The sequence below is a fragment of the Marinoscillum luteum genome (assembly GCF_044005705.1).
Taxonomy (GTDB): Bacteria; Bacteroidota; Bacteroidia; order Cytophagales; family Cyclobacteriaceae; genus Marinoscillum; species Marinoscillum luteum.
Window position 1 is genome coordinate 341,228 of the sequence record NZ_JBIPKE010000018.1, and the last position, 16,068, is coordinate 357,295.

The 16,068-nt window shown below is 39.8% G+C and carries 17 protein-coding genes; 16 read left to right on the forward strand and 1 reads right to left on the reverse strand.

Features of this window, described 5'->3' with window-relative positions:
• The first annotated feature begins 13 nt into the window (after window positions 1-13).
• From ACHKAR_RS15005 to ACHKAR_RS15075, 15 genes are all read left to right on the forward strand, one after another.
• Window positions 14-913 (forward strand): hypothetical protein, encoded by a 900-nt coding sequence (locus ACHKAR_RS15005; RefSeq protein WP_395418190.1) that lies wholly within the window; start codon window positions 14-16, stop codon window positions 911-913.
• Window positions 913-1,737: a glycosyltransferase family 2 protein gene (locus tag ACHKAR_RS15010; protein ID WP_395418192.1), complete on the forward strand. Its 825-nt coding sequence runs from the start codon at window positions 913-915 to the stop codon at window positions 1,735-1,737. The genes ACHKAR_RS15005 and ACHKAR_RS15010 overlap by 1 nt, the downstream gene beginning before the upstream one ends.
• 1 nt (window position 1,738) lies before the next feature.
• The gene (locus ACHKAR_RS15015; protein WP_395418194.1) at window positions 1,739-2,632 is read left to right on the forward strand and encodes a glycosyltransferase family 2 protein; all 894 of its coding nucleotides are present in this window, start codon (window positions 1,739-1,741) and stop codon (window positions 2,630-2,632) included.
• Window positions 2,629-3,762 carry a glycosyltransferase family 4 protein gene (locus ACHKAR_RS15020; protein ID WP_395418195.1) on the forward strand — a complete coding sequence of 378 codons (1,134 nt, stop codon included), beginning with the start codon at window positions 2,629-2,631 and terminating at the stop codon, window positions 3,760-3,762. Before ACHKAR_RS15015 ends, ACHKAR_RS15020 begins: the two co-directional genes overlap by 4 nt.
• On the forward strand, window positions 3,759-4,634 hold the full coding sequence (locus tag ACHKAR_RS15025) for a glycosyltransferase (RefSeq protein ID WP_395418197.1): 876 nt from the start codon (window positions 3,759-3,761) through the stop codon (window positions 4,632-4,634). The genes ACHKAR_RS15020 and ACHKAR_RS15025 overlap by 4 nt, the downstream gene beginning before the upstream one ends.
• A gap of 7 nt (window positions 4,635-4,641) precedes the next feature.
• Window positions 4,642-5,601, forward strand: a complete 960-nt coding sequence (locus ACHKAR_RS15030) for a class I SAM-dependent methyltransferase (RefSeq protein WP_395418198.1) — start codon at window positions 4,642-4,644, stop codon at window positions 5,599-5,601.
• Window positions 5,598-6,827: a glycosyltransferase gene (locus tag ACHKAR_RS15035; protein WP_395418199.1), complete on the forward strand. Its 1,230-nt coding sequence runs from the start codon at window positions 5,598-5,600 to the stop codon at window positions 6,825-6,827. Before ACHKAR_RS15030 ends, ACHKAR_RS15035 begins: the two co-directional genes overlap by 4 nt.
• Window positions 6,828-6,955: 128 nt before the next feature.
• Window positions 6,956-7,693 (forward strand): ABC transporter permease, encoded by a 738-nt coding sequence (locus ACHKAR_RS15040; protein WP_255465483.1) that lies wholly within the window; start codon window positions 6,956-6,958, stop codon window positions 7,691-7,693.
• A 2-nt stretch (window positions 7,694-7,695) separates the two neighbouring features.
• On the forward strand, window positions 7,696-8,910 hold the full coding sequence (locus ACHKAR_RS15045) for an ABC transporter ATP-binding protein (RefSeq protein ID WP_395418201.1): 1,215 nt from the start codon (window positions 7,696-7,698) through the stop codon (window positions 8,908-8,910).
• A 10-nt stretch (window positions 8,911-8,920) separates the two neighbouring features.
• Window positions 8,921-9,556 (forward strand): sulfotransferase, encoded by a 636-nt coding sequence (locus ACHKAR_RS15050; RefSeq protein WP_159583873.1) that lies wholly within the window; start codon window positions 8,921-8,923, stop codon window positions 9,554-9,556.
• A 31-nt stretch (window positions 9,557-9,587) separates the two neighbouring features.
• A complete protein-coding gene (locus tag ACHKAR_RS15055; protein ID WP_159583871.1) occupies window positions 9,588-10,661 on the forward strand; it encodes a DegT/DnrJ/EryC1/StrS family aminotransferase in 1,074 nt (357 codons plus the stop codon).
• 3 nt (window positions 10,662-10,664) lie between these two features.
• A complete protein-coding gene (locus ACHKAR_RS15060) occupies window positions 10,665-11,867 on the forward strand; it encodes a hypothetical protein (protein WP_159583869.1) in 1,203 nt (400 codons plus the stop codon).
• Window positions 11,864-12,565, forward strand: coding sequence for a WbqC family protein (locus ACHKAR_RS15065; RefSeq protein WP_159583867.1), 702 nt, complete (start codon window positions 11,864-11,866; stop codon window positions 12,563-12,565). Before ACHKAR_RS15060 ends, ACHKAR_RS15065 begins: the two co-directional genes overlap by 4 nt.
• Complete coding sequence (locus tag ACHKAR_RS15070) at window positions 12,562-13,581, forward strand: NAD-dependent epimerase/dehydratase family protein (RefSeq protein WP_159583864.1); 1,020 nt, start codon at window positions 12,562-12,564, stop codon at window positions 13,579-13,581. Before ACHKAR_RS15065 ends, ACHKAR_RS15070 begins: the two co-directional genes overlap by 4 nt.
• A gap of 48 nt (window positions 13,582-13,629) precedes the next feature.
• Entirely contained in the window at window positions 13,630-14,565 is a 936-nt protein-coding gene (locus ACHKAR_RS15075; RefSeq protein WP_159583862.1) for a glycosyltransferase family 2 protein, read from the forward strand.
• Here the strand turns inward: ACHKAR_RS15075 and ACHKAR_RS15080 are convergent.
• Window positions 14,562-15,365 carry a sulfotransferase domain-containing protein gene (locus tag ACHKAR_RS15080; protein ID WP_159583860.1) on the reverse strand — a complete coding sequence of 268 codons (804 nt, stop codon included), beginning with the start codon at window positions 15,363-15,365 and terminating at the stop codon, window positions 14,562-14,564. The two genes, ACHKAR_RS15075 and ACHKAR_RS15080, sit on opposite strands and share 4 nt — an antisense overlap.
• A gap of 226 nt (window positions 15,366-15,591) precedes the next feature.
• On the opposite strand from ACHKAR_RS15080, the gene ACHKAR_RS15085 reads away from it, so the two are divergent.
• Window positions 15,592-16,068 (forward strand): hypothetical protein (locus ACHKAR_RS15085; protein ID WP_395418204.1); only part of this gene is annotated, 477 nt, incomplete at its 3' end.

Sequence of the window (16,068 nt, forward strand, 5' to 3'; positions counted from 1 at the left end):
TTCAATCTGTACCATGATAAAGACCGGATTTTGTGTTTCTTATGACTGGGAGTTTCTCAAGAATTCTCTGCCTCGGGTTTATGAAAGCTCTGATGTGATTTGTTTGGCTATAGATAAGAACAGAAGATCCTGGTCTGGCGAAAAATATGATATCGAGGACGATAAATTTTATGCTTTTGTAGAGTCAATTGATAAAGATAAAAAGATTATTCTTTATGAAGATGACTTCTCTTTGAGCTCACTTGATTCAAGAGGAAACTGCAACAGACAGAGGATGATGATCGCTAATCGCCTGGGTATAGGGGGGTGGCATGTTCAGGTGGATAGTGATGAGTATTTTCTTGATTTTAAAGGATTCACGGAATATCTTATTCAGCTAAATCCCAATCCTTCTGGAGCTGAAAAGCCCTTTAATGTCTTGGCGAATTGGATACCACTTATCAAGAAACTTGATGAGGGCTTTCTGATGGTTGATTTCGGTGGGGAACTCCCGGAAATGGCTCCTTTTGCCACTACCTGCCCAAATTATGAAAGAGCTAGACACAATGGTTATTTTAATAGGTTGTCACCTTTTTATGTTCTCCATGAAACCTGGGCGAGGGGTGAAGCAGAACTGTGGTATAAGATTAATAACTGGGGACATGCATCAGAGGAGTTGTCTGCTCAGGAACAAAAAATGAGCTATTTCGAGTGGTGGAAATCACTTAATGTGTCGAATTACCAAATGGCCCAGAATGTGCACCCTGCCAATCCCCCGGAATGGCCTGCGTTAACTTTGGAGAAAGGTGCTAATATCGACGAACTTATTGATCATATGAAAGCCCCGATTTTCCCACTGTCTTCATTTCAATTGGCCGTCCGAAATAATAGAAATATCGCACGCATTATGCATTGGATTAAGAGGTTGTTTTAATGGATGTTTCTGTTATCATCGTTAATTATAATACACTAGACCTTACCAAAGGTGCTATTCAGAGCGTATACCAACGAACACTGGGGTGCTCATTTGAAATCATTGTGGTGGATAATCATTCAGACGAAGACCCATCCGATATTCCTAGAATATTTAAGGATGTTAAATTTATTCAGAGTCATAAAAATGTCGGGTTTGCAGCGGGTAATAATTTAGGAATAGAACAGGCTTCGGGCGATTACATATTGTTGCTCAATAGTGATACCCTACTCAAAAATGATGCGATTTCTTTGGTATTCAATTACCTTAGGTCGAATTCGGATGTGGCCGTGGCTTCAGCCAAACTTGAGTATCCCGATGGGGTAATCCAACATGTCTGTCAGCGATTTCCAGGGGTAAAGTATCAGATGATTGAACTTCTGCGGTTGCAGAAATTTTGGTCCAAAGAGAAACGAGCTACCGTCCTTTTAGGTGCTTTTTTTGATCATAAAACACCATGCTTTGCGGATTGGGTATGGGGAACCTTTTTTATGTTTAATAGGGAACTTCTCAAGCAGTTTCCCAATGGTAAATTACAAGAGACCTTCTTCATGTACCAGGAGGATGTGGAGTGGTGTCTTCACTTTAGTAGGCTGGGTTTTAAGATAGCCTATCGGCCAGAAGCTGAAGTGATTCACATGATGGGAGGCAGCAATGGACCTAAAAACGCGATGATGAAAAAGAATGAGGAGATCTTCTTAAAGATGCATTATAGCCCCTGGGAGATCTTTCTTATTCGTGGTTTGGAGAGAATGTTGAAACTGTCTAGGTTAACCAAAAGTTGAATTGGAAATAAGTGTCATCATACCTTCCTTTAATGGCTTGGCTAAACTCCCTGGCCTTCTGAGTTGTCTAATGAAGCAATCTGTCAGGAATTTTGAAGTGTGGGTGATAGTGGATGGCTCTACTGACGAAACCGAGGAGTATCTAAGCAGTCTGGAATTTGAAAACACGTTTAATTTGAACTACAAAGTTCAGCCCAACCGGGGACGATCTGCTACTAGAAATCAGGGTGCTCGACTGGCCAAGGGGAAGTTGCTTTTATTTCTGGATGATGATATGGAGCCAGATGCTCACTGTCTCGGAGCACATTTGGCTCACCATCAGAAATTTACCGGTTCTGTATTGGTGGGTAATCAAATGGAGGATTCTAGCATTTTGAAAACAGATGTTCAGAGGTATAAGGCGTTTTTAAGTCGCAAATGGTTGAATCAGCTTCATACAGATGCTAGCGGAAGATTAGTTCAGCCTTTTATTACGGCCGCTCATTTTTCTATTTCAAAAGAATTATTTCAAAGAATAGGTGGCTTTGATGAATCTCTAACGGATGCTGAAGACCGAGAACTGGCCGCTCGTTGTGTTCAGGATAATATTCCAATTCATTTTGATAAAAAAATCAACGCATGGCACAATGATTTAATCACAGCCAGATCCTACAGTAAGCGATTGCATGAATACGAAAAAGCTAATAGTCAGCTGCAATTATTACACCCCGAGTTTTTTACAAGTAAAGAGAAACGATTTAGCAGTCTTCAAAAAATTGTTTATGCTTTTTTCGGTCAATCAATATGGATATGGATGATCGACCATTTTAACGTGTTCATGGTACTCCCCTTGAAACTGCGCTATCTGGTTTATGATTGGGTTTTTACAGGGAGTTCATACCTTAAGAGCAGATGAGGATAGGTGTAACATACATTGTCTCTAACATCAACAAATCACTTGCTTTTGAGTGGATAGCTAAAGATCTGGATCATGACAAGTTCAAACTTTCCTTTATTCTTCTCAATGATCATTCCTCTGATCTGGAAAAGTATCTGATCTCCATTGGTATTCCTGTGAAAACCATGAAGATTTTGAGCTTCTGGTCTAAAATCCTGACCTTCCTGAGGCTAACCCTATATTTTCTAAAGCAAAAACCGGAAATCGTTCATGCTCACCTTTATGAGGCTGGATACATGGGAATCACAGCGGCCTGGTGTGCCGGTGTTAAATGCAGAATTTATACCAGACATTATTCTACACTGCATCATCATTATTTTCCCAAAGGGAAATTGGTAGACAGTTGGATCAATCGGAGGGCAACCAAGCTCATTGCTGTTTCAGAAAACGTCCGCCAGGTCCTTACAGGACTTGAAGGTGTGCCAGCATCTAAGGTGAAGGTGGTGCATCATGGCTTTGAATTATCTGGTTTTAGTGAGGTGTTGGAGCGCGATGTGGCGGCACTTCGTGAAAAGTACACTATTCCAAAAGAATCATTTCCGGTGGTGGGCATGATTAGCAGGTACACACACTGGAAGGGTATTCAATTCGCTATTCCGGCGTTCAGAAAATTGTTGCAGATTTACCCAGACGCGATTTTGATTTTGGCAAACGCAAATGGAGATTATAAGAAGGAAATAGAAGATATCCTGGACAAAACTCTTGAAGAAAGGAACTATAGGGAAATTGCTTTTGAGGCTGACATTCAGTCATTATATCAATTGTTTGATGTGTTTGTTCATGTGCCTATAGATAACCACTCAGAGGCTTTCGGGCAGATCTACGTGGAGGCCATGGCTGCCGGAGTGCCCTCTGTTTTCACTTTGTCCGGGGTGGCTGGAGAGTTTGTGATACATAAAGACAACGCACTGATCGTTGACTTTCAGTCTGAAGACGCCATTTTCGAAGCCTTAAAAGAGCTCCTTGGAAATTCAGAGTTGAGAAATCAAATAAGTATAAGTGGGAGCGCTACTGTGAAGGAAAGTTTTTCACTTAAGAAAATGATCAGTTCCTTGGAAACTACTTATCAGACCCAATTGGGAATATGAGCAACCTTTTGAACCCCGATGTTTCGGTAATCGTGCCATGTTATAACGGTGAGGATTATATTTCTGAAACCATTCAGTCCGTACTGGATCAGAGTTATGAGTCTCTCGAATTGATCATAGTGGATGATGGGTCATTGGATCGCACTGGGGATGTCATAGCGCAATGCAGTGATGCAAGATTGAGGTATTTCAGAACCAAAAACTGTGGGGTGAGTCATGCCCGGAATTTCGGTATAGGGATGGCGAGAGGGGAGTTCATCGCCTTTTTAGATGCAGATGATCTTTTCATGCCCGAAAACCTTTCGGTGAAGATTGGTTTTTTGAGGGAGCACCTTGATATGGATTTGGTACATGCTCCTGAAATCATTTTTGATGGTAATACTGGAGCGCACCAAAGGGTGTCGTCAGGACTGGGAGGTACAGTTCTTTCGGAATTACTTTTGTTGGAGAAAACGGTAATTCATAGTCCCTCTAGTGTCCTTGTGCGAAGGAAACTCCTTGCAGCGACTGGTCTGTTTGACGAACGACTTTCAGTATCTGCGGACTGGGATATGTGGGTGAGGATGGCTTTAGTAACTCCTTTTGGATTTCTGGGCTCGCCTTATACTAAATACAGACTTCATCAAAATCAGATGCATAGTAATATAGGTCAGATGGAGAAAGACATGAGTACTTCGTTTGATAAGTTACAAACTCTTGGAGTCTGGAGAAACAAAAAAGCGTTGAGGAGGAGTAAGGCTAAATTGTTTTTGACGCTTTGTCTTTGTTATATCAAGGATGAGCCACGTTTCTTAAGGTCACTCCATTTTCTTTTAAGGTCCTTGATTAATACACCGTCGGTGCTGTTTGTTTATCTTCGCAAGAGATTCTAATAATCAAATGCAATTAATAAACCCAAACACATCCGAAAGACTTACACTTCGGGAGAATCACCTGATTGATGAAACAGGAAAGGAATTTGAACTGGTAAGCGGAGCCTATAGATTTGTAGAACCGGAGAATTACACTAGTAATTTCGGCTTTCAATGGAACAAGTTTGGGGATTTGCAGGTAGATACCCTTTCGGGAAGCGGAATCACATCAGAGCGTTTTTTTAAAGCTACAAAATGGACACCGGCACAGTTGAAGGGTAAAATAGTGCTGGAGGCGGGATGTGGAGCCGGAAGATTTACTTCGGTGATTTTGAACGAGACCGAAGCTGAGTTATATAGTTTTGACTATTCTGATTCCGTGTCTGCCAATTATAGGATGAATGGTCCGAATGATCGTCTTCATCTATTTCAGGCCAGCATTTATGAAATGCCCTTTGCTGAAGATTCATTTGACTATATTTTTTGTTTTGGTGTATTGCAGTTTACACCTGATCCTATTTCTTCACTCCAATCCCTGATAAAGGTGTTGAAGCCAGGTGGGCAATTAGTAGTAGACTTTTTTCCTAAGAAGGGCTGGTGGACGAAGATCCATGCCAAATACATTCTTAGACCTTACACATCGAAATTATCAAATGAAAGGCTATTGAAGGTCATCGAGAACAATATTGATTGGTTGATGAAAACCTATCGCTTTTTCTCTCGTCTTGGACTCAATCGTGCTGTAAACAGGTTTCTGCCTATCTGTGATATTGACAATACAATTCCCAAAGGGTTGGCTAAAGAAAAACTGAGGCAATGGGTGGTATTGGATACATTTAATATGCTTTCACCGGCCTTCGATAATCCGCTTAAGATGGAAGAGGTAATTGATACCTTTAGAAAAGGGGGACTGAGCGAAATAGAGGGAGAAGTGGTTCCATATTCTGGGGGTCAAAATCATGTGAGTGTAGTGCGAGGCATCAAATGAGAAAGCATGTCGCGTATTTGACCTATGATGGTCTTACAGATCCACTGGGACAGTCTCAGGTACTTCCTTATATTTTAGGGGTGGAAGCTATGGGGGTTTACAGGTTTACCATAGTGAGTTTTGAGAAACCTGAAAATTTCGAAAAGGAGAAAGGTGTAATTCAAGATTTGATTAGGGAAAGGCAGATTAGGTGGATTCCGAATACATACCGCAGAAATCCTCCGATCATTTCTACGTTGTTTGATGTGATTCGCCTGTGGAAGAAGGTAAGGGAATTAGTCACTAAGGATTCAGCTGAGATCGTTCATTGTAGGAGCTATGTCACAGCGCTTGTTGGTCTTCAGGCTAAAAAAAAGTTTGGAAGCCAATTTATTTTTGATATGCGTGGTTTTTGGGCGGATGAACGTGTGGAAGGCGGAATTTGGAATCTAAAAAACCCGGCATATCGATTAGTCTACGACTACTTCAAAAGAAAAGAAAGGCTCTTTCTTAGGGAGGCTGATCACGTGGTGACGCTCACATTTAAAGCGCGCGATATTATAAACTCTTGGGCTATAAAACCTGGAGATTTACCGGTTACTGTTATTCCTTGCTGCGTGGATATGGATCACTTTGATCCAGAGAAGGTGGATCCTGACCATCTGAAGGAGTTACGTGAAGACCTCAGGATAGGGCCAGATGAATTTGTATTGACCTATGTAGGTTCACTCGGTACATGGTACATGGTGGAAGAAATGGTCATGTTTTTCAGCAAAATGTTAAATTCTCAGCCATTGGCTAAATTCCTATTACTAACTAAGGATGATCCGGAGGGTGTTTTGCGAATTGCCAGAAGGCTTAAGATTCCCTTGGATAGCATCATGGTCAGACCTGTCTCCAGATCTCAGATGCCGGCGCATATAGCACTTTCCAGTTTTTCTATTTTCTTTATCAAGCCTGTGTTCTCAAAGCAGGCGTCTTCCCCCACGAAGATGGGCGAAATTATGGCCATGGGAGTGCCCATTATAGCAAACAAAGGCATTGGAGATTCGGATAATTATATTTCAAGGGAGATGGGGGTAATGGTTGATGTAGAGGGCCCGGCAGAGATTAATGTAAGTTCACAGAGGTTATTGGCGTTTTCAGCGAATAGTAACTTGATAAGGAATAGATGTAAGGCCGTTTTTTCATTAGATGTGGGCGTAGATGCCTATTTTAGCATTTATAATTTTCATTCTGTCAAATAGATTATTTCAATTTGGATAAGCCTCAGGAAATTCATATTTACGAACCGGAATCCCAATTGCATCACCCGCTGAGATTGTTAAGGTCAATTCTGATAGGATTTTCTGAGGGTAAATTTCTGGCTTGGCGATTGTTTAGAAGGAACATTAGCGCGATGTACAGGCAATCTTTCTTAGGGTTGGCTTGGGCGTTTATTCCACCGATTATGAGCACTCTGTTTTGGGTTTTCCTGAGAGGTCAGAACGTTTTTACGGTAGATGACACTCCAATCCCATATATAGTGTTTGTATTTACGGGTACTATTCTCTGGCAAATCTTTCTGGATGCTCTTAATACCCCGCTAAAGGTCATACAACAAGCTAAGTCAATGCTGGTTAAAATCAATTTCCCGAGAGAGGCGATATTACTCTCTGGGTTTTATGAGATTGTATTTAACCTTCTCATTAAGTTAGTGCTATTGATATTCGTTTTCGTGTTTACAGGTATGCATTTCCACGTCAGTGCTTTCGCTGGCCTCATTGGCATATTGACGATCATTTTTCTGGGGTTTACATTTAGCCTGATCCTGGCTCCGATATCCTTGCTATACGGTGACGTACAGAAGGGGATAGCCATAATTACTCAGTTTTTATTCTTTCTTACTCCCATTATTTACCCAATGCCTAAAGGAGGAATGATTGCAGTGGTGGCCAGAATTAATCCGGTAGCAACCATCCTTGACGAGTCACGAACATGGCTGGCAATAGGATACAATGGGGTGAGTGCTGATTTTATATTAATATTTGGTCTGTCATTATTAGGGATGGTATGCGGGTTGATATTGTTTAGACTCTCCTTGCCACATCTTATTGAACGAATTGGGAGCTAATTATGGAGAATAGAGGATCAGGAGAAATACTCATCAAAGCCGAAGGAGTTTCGAAAAAGTTCTGTAAAAGTCTAAAACGATCCTTGTGGTATGGCATGAAGGATATTGGTTTTGAGCTGATAGGTCGTGATCGGAATAGAACATTACGGAAGGAAGAATTTTGGGCTGTAAAGGATGTTTCTTTTGAACTTCGCAGGGGTGAATGTCTTGGATTAATAGGTCATAATGGAGCTGGAAAAAGCACACTACTTAAGATTTTGAATGGGTTGATAAAACCGGATACTGGTAGAATAGAGATGAGAGGTAAGGTTGGTGCCCTGATTGAATTGGGAGCTGGATTTAATCCTATTTTGACAGGGAGGGAGAATGTTTTCATCAATGCTGCGGTTCTGGGGTTTGATAAAAAGGAAATTGAAGAGAAGTTTGATGAAATCGTTGAGTTCGCAGAATTAGAAGAATTTATTGATACACCTGTCCAAAATTACAGTTCAGGCATGAAGGTTAGGTTGGGTTTTGCTGTTGCAGCTCAACTGGAGCCCGACATTTTAATTATTGATGAGGTTCTGGCTGTAGGGGATATTGGTTTTAGGTTAAAATGCTTGAACTTATTAGACAGACTAATTGCAAATTGCTCGGTCATTTTTGTTTCCCATCAAATGCCCCAGGTTTCCAGACTTTCAAATCAACTGATGTTGCTGGACCACGGGAAGGTGGTATATACGGGGAGCAATGTACCCTCCGGGATAGATCAGTATTACAGTATGATGAGCACCAAGGGTCTTGAGTTCATTAATACTGAGGGGGGGGTGGAACTTTTGCAAATTGGTATCCAGAATGCTCAACTGACGCAGGGCACCCTTAGTGTTAATCATGGAGATGATCTGGTGGTGGAAATAAGACTCAAAATTTCCAACCAGTATGCAAATCCGAAAATACATTTAATTGTGTTTGATTTGGAACAGCGACCCATTGGTTTGATTTGGCCAAAAGAGGATATTCCGAATGACAAGATCACGAGAATAGATTCTGAGTTTAGTGAAATTCATTTGAACCTTAAAACTGACCATATTAATCTATCTAAGGGGATTTACTCCCTTACTCTATCCGTAACCAATGATGGGGAGAGAGTTTTGAGAATATCTTCTGTTCTGACATTTCAGGTTTTATCAGACAGAGATATTTGGCAACCCATCGAGTTTGAATCCTATTGGTCTTAACGTCAAAAGCATGTTCGGAAGGTATTCTCAAGCAAGGAAGATTTTTTGTGTTGGTCTTAACAAGACAGGTACCACCTCGCTGAAATTCGCTCTTGGTGAGCTCGGATTCAAAGTGGGTGATGAGGAGAAGGCCAAGGGTTTACTAGATAGTTGGGCTATGAGAGATTTCCGTCCAATAGTGAAATATTGTAAAAGCGCTGAAGCTTTTCAGGATTCACCCTTTTCATTTCCCTACACTTACGTTGCGCTGGATCAGGCATTTCCAGGGAGTAAGTTTATTCTAACGGAAAGGGATGATCCGGATCAGTGGGTTTCCTCCCTAATCAATTTTCATGGAAAGTTGTGGGCAAACGGGCAAACACCCACCAAAGAGCACTTGCAAGCTGCATTCAACTCATCACCAGGAAGACCTTGGAAGGTGAATAGGCTTTTATTTGACACTCCCGAGAGTGATCCATACAACAGGGAGATTTTGATTCGGTTTTACAATGAGTATAACCGTGGCATTAAGGACTACTTCAAAGAGCGGAAAATGGATTTGTTGGTGATCAATTTGAATGATAAATCTAGCTATAATAAGTTTTGTTCGTTTCTCAGTGTTAATCCTGTGAGGGAAGTTTTCCCAAAACTTAATTCAAGTCATTAGTATATAATTTCCATTTTACTAAAAGAGTCCAATGATTCCTATTACACAGCCCTTCCTGCCAAAAAAGGACGAATATCAAAAATATATCAACGAAATATGGGAGAATAATTGGTTAACGAACAATGGACCTAATGTTCGCCAATTGGAGGATAGACTAGCAAAATACCTAAAAATTAAGGAGATGTTGCTAGTGAATAATGGAACCATTGCTTTGCAATTGGCTATCAAAGTTTTGGGGATGAAACGTAAGGTCATTACCACTCCCTTTAGTTATGTGGCCACTACCAGTAGTTTGGTGTGGGAAGGGTGTGAGCCCATTTTTGTTGATATTGACCCAGATTCATTGAACATTGACCCAGAGAGGGTTGAGGAAGCACTTGGTCATGGGGTCGATGGGATTCTTGCTACTCATTGTTTTGGAAATCCATGTGATGTTGAATCTCTTGAATTTTTAAGTGAGAGCAGGGGAAAAAAACTTATTTTTGATGCAGCACATGGGTTTGGTTCGAAATATAAGGACAAATCATTGTTTGAATATGGAGACATAAGCATATCTAGTTTTCATTCCACTAAGTTATATCACACCATTGAGGGAGGTGGAATCTTCTCTAAAGATGAGAGATGGCTCGAAAAGGTTGCGTTCATGAGAAATTTTGGTCACGACGGTTCAGAAAAATTCCAAGGCATTGGAATCAATGGGAAAGTCAGTGAATTCCATGCAGCCATGGGTTTAGTAAACCTGAACTATATTGATGAAATACTCCTCGATCGTAAGAAGTTGAGTGTTTTTTATGATACATTATTGCAGCACTCTGGAGTTAGAAGGCCTATCGTTAGTTCAGCAGGAGAATCTAACTTCTCTTATTATCCCATAATTTTTGAGAGTGAACGAATTTTACTCGAGGTAAAGAAAAGACTAGAAGAAAGTGATATTTTTCCAAGGAGGTATTTTTATCCGGCTTTAAATAGTTTGGACTATGTGAAAAGCCAATCTTGTCCTATAGCCGAGGACATCTCAAAAAGAATTTTATGTCTCCCTATGTATTATGGGTTGACCGAGAGTGATCAAGAAAAGATTGCTGAGATTCTTCTAAAGGCTCTTTAAGGTATGAAAAAGATTAGCACATTAGCAAGGAGCCTGTACCATCTCAATCTGAGAAAGATATTTTCGCATTTTGGTATACATAAAATCCTCAAAGAGCATTTGGCAAAAGAACAGTCATCAGTGACCAAATTGAGTAAACCAATTAAGCCGAGAAAAACTGAGAAGGCAATCCGCTATATCCATATCGGATATCCAAAATCTGCTTCTACAGCACTTCAGAGAGGTTTTTTTGGTAGGCATCAGCAACTTCTACACTTGGGATGTGGAAATGATAGTGTGAAGGGTTACTGGGATGACCATGGATACATTGATAAGCATGTGAACATGGCTCTTGAGATAGATCTGAGATTCAAAAACGATCTTTCCTATGATCAAGCTCAAGTGAAGGGGATTTTTGAAAATTATTTCCTTCAGTCTGACAGTAATAAAATGGTAAGCGCGGTTGGTATCTCCAATGAAAACATTTGCTTCAACTGGCACGGAGGTATAGATACAACAACCAAAGCCAAAAGGTTATTTGGAATATTCGAATCGGGCACAAAAATTCTAATGGTTGTTAGGAGACAGACTGATTTGATCCGCTCACTTTATAAGGAAACAGTCAGGTTTGGGTATAACGGAAGTTTTGATGATTACCTGAAATACATATGGCAGTATCAGGATAGAAATTTTCTGAGTGATTTGAATTATGATCGGGTTTTCAATTTATATGCTCATCTTTTTGGCCGAGAGAATATAAAAGTCTTCTTTTTCGAGGAAATGAGAGAAAATTCGAAGCAATTCCTCAAAAGAATTTCAAATGAATTAGAATTGGATGATAGGATCACCCATGTCGAATCGGAGTATAATGAGCAGCTTACAGACCGGGAATTAGCCATTAAGCTTGAGCTCAACAGGAGATTCCCTCATTCTTTCGAGAGTGGCTTTTTGCATCCTTTTGACACCCACCGATTTATTCCTTATTATACCGATTTCCTGAGGGAACCCAGGGTTGATAACGAACATTACATAGATTATCATTTCAGAAACAGTCTTTGTGATTTGTCAAAAAAATTAGCACCCATTTTAGATATAGATGATATTAACTTATCCTGGGAGTCTAATTATGGTGGATTGATAAAGGACTTACTCAATGCTTCCAACCAGAATTTCAAAACACTGACTGGTGATTCTCTGCTGGAAAAGTATAACTACCTTAGTTTATGAAATTAGCAATAATGCAACCCTACTTCTTTCCATATTTGGGTTACTTTCAGCTAATACATTCATGTGATAGCTTCGTCTTTTATGATGATGTTCAGTACATAAAGGGGGGCTGGGTTAACAGAAACAGGATTCAGTATAGAGGTGAAGTACGATACATTAATGCCATGATTGAGGGGGCATCTGCCAATAAGAGGATTAATGAATTACAAGTAGTTGAAAATATTAGATGGAAGGATAAACTATTGAAGAATATTGAATCGTGCTACTATAGAGCACCACAGTTTGATCAGGTTTTTCCGCTTATTTCTGAAATAGTTAACACCCCATTCAGGAGCCTTTCGGAGTTCAATATCAACGGCTTAAAGAAGTTATGCAAGCATCTTAGTATTGATAAAGAGTTCATTGTGTCCTCAGCAGCGTGGGATAACGACCATCTGAAAGGATTAGATAGAGTGTTGGATATTTGTAAGAGATTAAACTGTGATTTTTATATTAATGCGTCTAACGGCAGAATCCTTTATAAAAAAGAGGACTTTGAGCGTGAGCATATAAGATTGGCATTTATAAAAATGAAAGACCTAACCTATAATCAGTCCAATACGCAGTTCTCAGATAATTTGTCAATCCTAGACGCCATGATGTACAATGATGTTACCAGTATGGGCCATTTATTAAGAAGTTATACATTAGAACAATGAAGGAGACGATCGTAATCTTGGGTGCTTCTGGCACACTTGGTACTTATCTGGTAGATGAATTGTCCAAAATGGGACAGTATAGATTGGTTGTTTGTGGCAATAGAAATCTTAATGAGGCCTACTATCAAAGGCTGGGAATTGAAACAGCAAAGATTGATATTAGGCAGAAGGCTGCTTTTGAGGCCTTACCTACATCTAACGTCAAAGCTGTGGTCCAAATAGCCGGAGTGATGCCCTCCAGAATGGAAGGGTATGAGCCTTCGCTTTATCTTGAAACCAATATACTTGGATCCTTCAATGTTCTGGAATATTGCAGAGTTCATAATGTTGAGAAATACATCTTTACTCAATCTCATTCAGACGTTGCTGGTTTTTGGAATACCGGCAAGGCAATACCACCAGATGCTTCAAGGAGACTCAACTTAAAAGGGGATCATGCGGTTTACATCATTAGCAAGAATGCCGCGGTGGATCTTTCTGAACACTATTTTCAGGATTTCGGGATAAAAAATGTAATTCTCAGGCTTCCAACGATTTACAGCTATAGGTCATTCTCAGAAATGTATGTGGATGGAAGGAGGGCAATCATGGCATATAGATTCTTAATTGATGAGGCTAAAAAAGGGAGCCCTCTTGAAATTTGGGGAGACCCAACAATTTCAAAGGATATAGTTTATGTGAAAGATTTTACTCAAATGGTGGTTAAGGCCATTTCTAGTGAAAATTCGAGAGGTTTTTATAATGTTGCTACTGGGAAAGCCACCTCCTTGGAAGAACAAGTAAGAGGTGTGGCTAAAGTATTTAACCCAACAGGGAGGAGTTCTGAAATTATCTATCGCCCTGAAAAACCCAGTCAAACCTCATACCTATATGATATTGAAAATGCCAAAAAAGATTTGGGGTACGAACCAAAGTATAATTACTTACAGCTTCTCGAAGATATGAAACTTGAGATGGAGCTTGGACGATTTGAGCACATAGATGAAGCAAGGTTAAACTACAAATCGAAGCAGTAGTGTTTAATATGGTAAATACATATAAGTGCTGATAACCAGGAACTAGTAATGATGAATAAGCCCTTAGTGAGTATTTGCTGCATTACTTTTAATCATGAAGAGTTCATCAGAGATACAATCTCCGGTTTTTTAAGCCAAGTCGTGGATTTTGAGATTGAAATTCTCATACATGATGATGCCTCGACTGATCATACAGCTCATGTCATTCAGGAATTTGAAAAGAAGCACCCTGGGCTTATCAAACCTATTTATCAGACGGAGAATCAATGGTCTAAGGGGATTAGAGCCTCGCCAACGTACCTATGGCCCAAGGCTAAAGGGAAATATATAGCTCTTTGCGAAGGAGATGACTACTGGACTGACCCCTCTAAGCTTCAGCAACAGGTTGACCTATTAGAATCTAACTCCGATTATATAATTTCTTGCCACAATGTTTTGGAGCGCCGGGATCAGGAATTGAATTTATTTAATTCTGAAGGGAAGATTGTGAAAGAAGAGTTTCAAATCGAAGATTTATTTTCACCTTGGTTCATCCCAACATGCAGTGTGGTTTTTAGAAAGCCTCCGGTAATTGTTTTGCCAGACTGGTACCTCAATTCTCCACATGGGGATTTGGGATTGTATTTTACTTTAATGAGGAATGGGGGTAAAATCCACTATAATGATACTCCCATGGCTGTTTATAGAAGACATCCAGGAGGTGTTTCAAGTAGATTCACCAAAGGTAAACTCATACTCAGTCTTTCATACTTGTATACTTGTGTAAACATTTCTTTTGACAACAAATATACTGATGCAGCCACAGCCGGAATTGAGGAGATTGTTGATCTGATGAATGCGGATAAGTACTTGCGGGTATTGTCAGATCCACAAAAAATAGCCTCGGTAACCCCCTTCAGAGGCCTCATGAAGGCACTGATTATTAAAATGAGAGTTTACTTAAGGAAGATAGGCCTTCGCTTATCTAGAAAAACTTCTACCTAGGTTTTGTAATCCCAATTCCAGTTGGTGTCTAGTAGGTCGAACAGCTGTTTATTGAAAGGTTCAAAAAATTGATGAAGCGCCTTCATTTCTTGTTGGTATTGGTTTTTATCATTAATCTGACTTTTGTTTGAGGTTATATTTTCCAGCTTGGCATATGGGATTCCAATGAAATTTAATATTTCTCTAATTGTAGGGTCAAAATCATTTTTTAAACTAGCACTCTCAATGGCAAGCAGTTGTTTCCTAGGGAAAAACTTTAAGAAATTCTGAATCTGATTAACATAAATCCCTCTTTTTAAATAGGATCTAAAATCACTGTAGTAGTCCGAAGTTTGAAGGTGATTTAATTCATAATGAATGGCTTGTGAAAAACTTCTTGGATCATGACGACTACTTAACTGGTTTGAAAAATGATGGTGGTACATGGTCCAGGCGGAGAAAGCTCTTTCGACAGGGTTTCTGAGTAGTATAATTAATTTTAGTTTGGGGTTGTATGAATATAATCTTTCGGCAGCTTTAGGGTGAAACAGGTAGAGTGGAGAAGCTTCGAAAACCTTTGCTCCTTTTGGGATTTGATGTGGTAGAGGAAAGTAACTATGGTATTCTTCCAGTTTGTTCTGCTCATACCATTCGTCATTGTCAAAATAGTGCACTTCTTTTTGACTTGATCCATAAAGTAGTGAATGCTGGTTTAGGATATTGAATAGACCTGAGGTACCACCCTTCTGGGTTCCAATGATTATAAATTGTGGTTTAGAGCAATAACCAAGCTTTAATAGAAACGGCTTTAAGAAATCCATAGTGACTCATTTGACCTTCAACCTTTTTAACTACTCCAAAATCTGCTAACGAGCAATTCTTTCGTTAGGGACTTCAATAGTGGTGAATAGTACCTTATTTATAGTGAATTAGCTTCAGTTCAACGAAACAACTTGATAGTGTCGCATTAATTATTCTTAAATTGCAATTAAATAACCCTTGTTTAAGGGCAAATTTATGCGGTATTCTTGCAAACCATTTTGGGTAGTGAGTTTTGCCTTGGTGGCAAATCTAAATTTTTTCACTTCATACGGCCAGTGTATATCTCCCGATTTTGATGTTGACTCTGATTTATGTGTTGATCAGAGTCTGGAAGTCAGCAATCACTCTAGCGAAAGTGCTCAGTTTGAGTGGGATTTTTGCGCTGGAGAAATGAGCCTAATTCCGACGAAATCTATCATTTCTACAATAGGTAGCTCTTTACCTATTGATCAGACGGTGCAATGGTACAATGACAAATATTATCATTTTGTTTCAGATAGAAACGGAAATAAAATCTATCGGGTGGTATATTCAAATACAGCCACTGTAACCAATCTAGGTAACCCATCCGGGTTATTATCCTCACCAGATAGGATATTGCTTCACGAAGAGGGAGGTCATTGGTATGGGTTGATGACCAATGACCAGGCGACTAATAATTTAATATTTCTTGATTTTGGAGTTACTCTGGATAATACACCT

Excerpts from the sequence above, each read along its gene's own strand:
- ACHKAR_RS15005 (WP_395418190.1), top strand. The coding sequence starts at position 14 with ATGATAAAGACCGGATTTTGTGTTTCTTATGACTGGGAGTTTCTCAAG.
- ACHKAR_RS15010 (WP_395418192.1), top strand. The coding sequence starts at position 913 with ATGGATGTTTCTGTTATCATCGTTAATTATAATACACTAGACCTTACC.
- ACHKAR_RS15020 (WP_395418195.1), top strand. The coding sequence starts at position 2,629 with ATGAGGATAGGTGTAACATACATTGTCTCTAACATCAACAAATCACTT.
- ACHKAR_RS15025 (WP_395418197.1), top strand. The coding sequence starts at position 3,759 with ATGAGCAACCTTTTGAACCCCGATGTTTCGGTAATCGTGCCATGTTAT.
- ACHKAR_RS15030 (WP_395418198.1), top strand. The coding sequence starts at position 4,642 with ATGCAATTAATAAACCCAAACACATCCGAAAGACTTACACTTCGGGAG.
- ACHKAR_RS15035 (WP_395418199.1), top strand. The coding sequence starts at position 5,598 with ATGAGAAAGCATGTCGCGTATTTGACCTATGATGGTCTTACAGATCCA.
- ACHKAR_RS15045 (WP_395418201.1), top strand. The coding sequence starts at position 7,696 with ATGGAGAATAGAGGATCAGGAGAAATACTCATCAAAGCCGAAGGAGTT.
- ACHKAR_RS15050 (WP_159583873.1), top strand. The coding sequence starts at position 8,921 with ATGTTCGGAAGGTATTCTCAAGCAAGGAAGATTTTTTGTGTTGGTCTT.
- ACHKAR_RS15055 (WP_159583871.1), top strand. The coding sequence starts at position 9,588 with ATGATTCCTATTACACAGCCCTTCCTGCCAAAAAAGGACGAATATCAA.
- ACHKAR_RS15060 (WP_159583869.1), top strand. The coding sequence starts at position 10,665 with ATGAAAAAGATTAGCACATTAGCAAGGAGCCTGTACCATCTCAATCTG.
- ACHKAR_RS15065 (WP_159583867.1), top strand. The coding sequence starts at position 11,864 with ATGAAATTAGCAATAATGCAACCCTACTTCTTTCCATATTTGGGTTAC.
- ACHKAR_RS15070 (WP_159583864.1), top strand. The coding sequence starts at position 12,562 with ATGAAGGAGACGATCGTAATCTTGGGTGCTTCTGGCACACTTGGTACT.
- ACHKAR_RS15075 (WP_159583862.1), top strand. The coding sequence starts at position 13,630 with ATGATGAATAAGCCCTTAGTGAGTATTTGCTGCATTACTTTTAATCAT.
- ACHKAR_RS15080 (WP_159583860.1), bottom strand. The coding sequence starts at position 15,365 with ATGGATTTCTTAAAGCCGTTTCTATTAAAGCTTGGTTATTGCTCTAAA.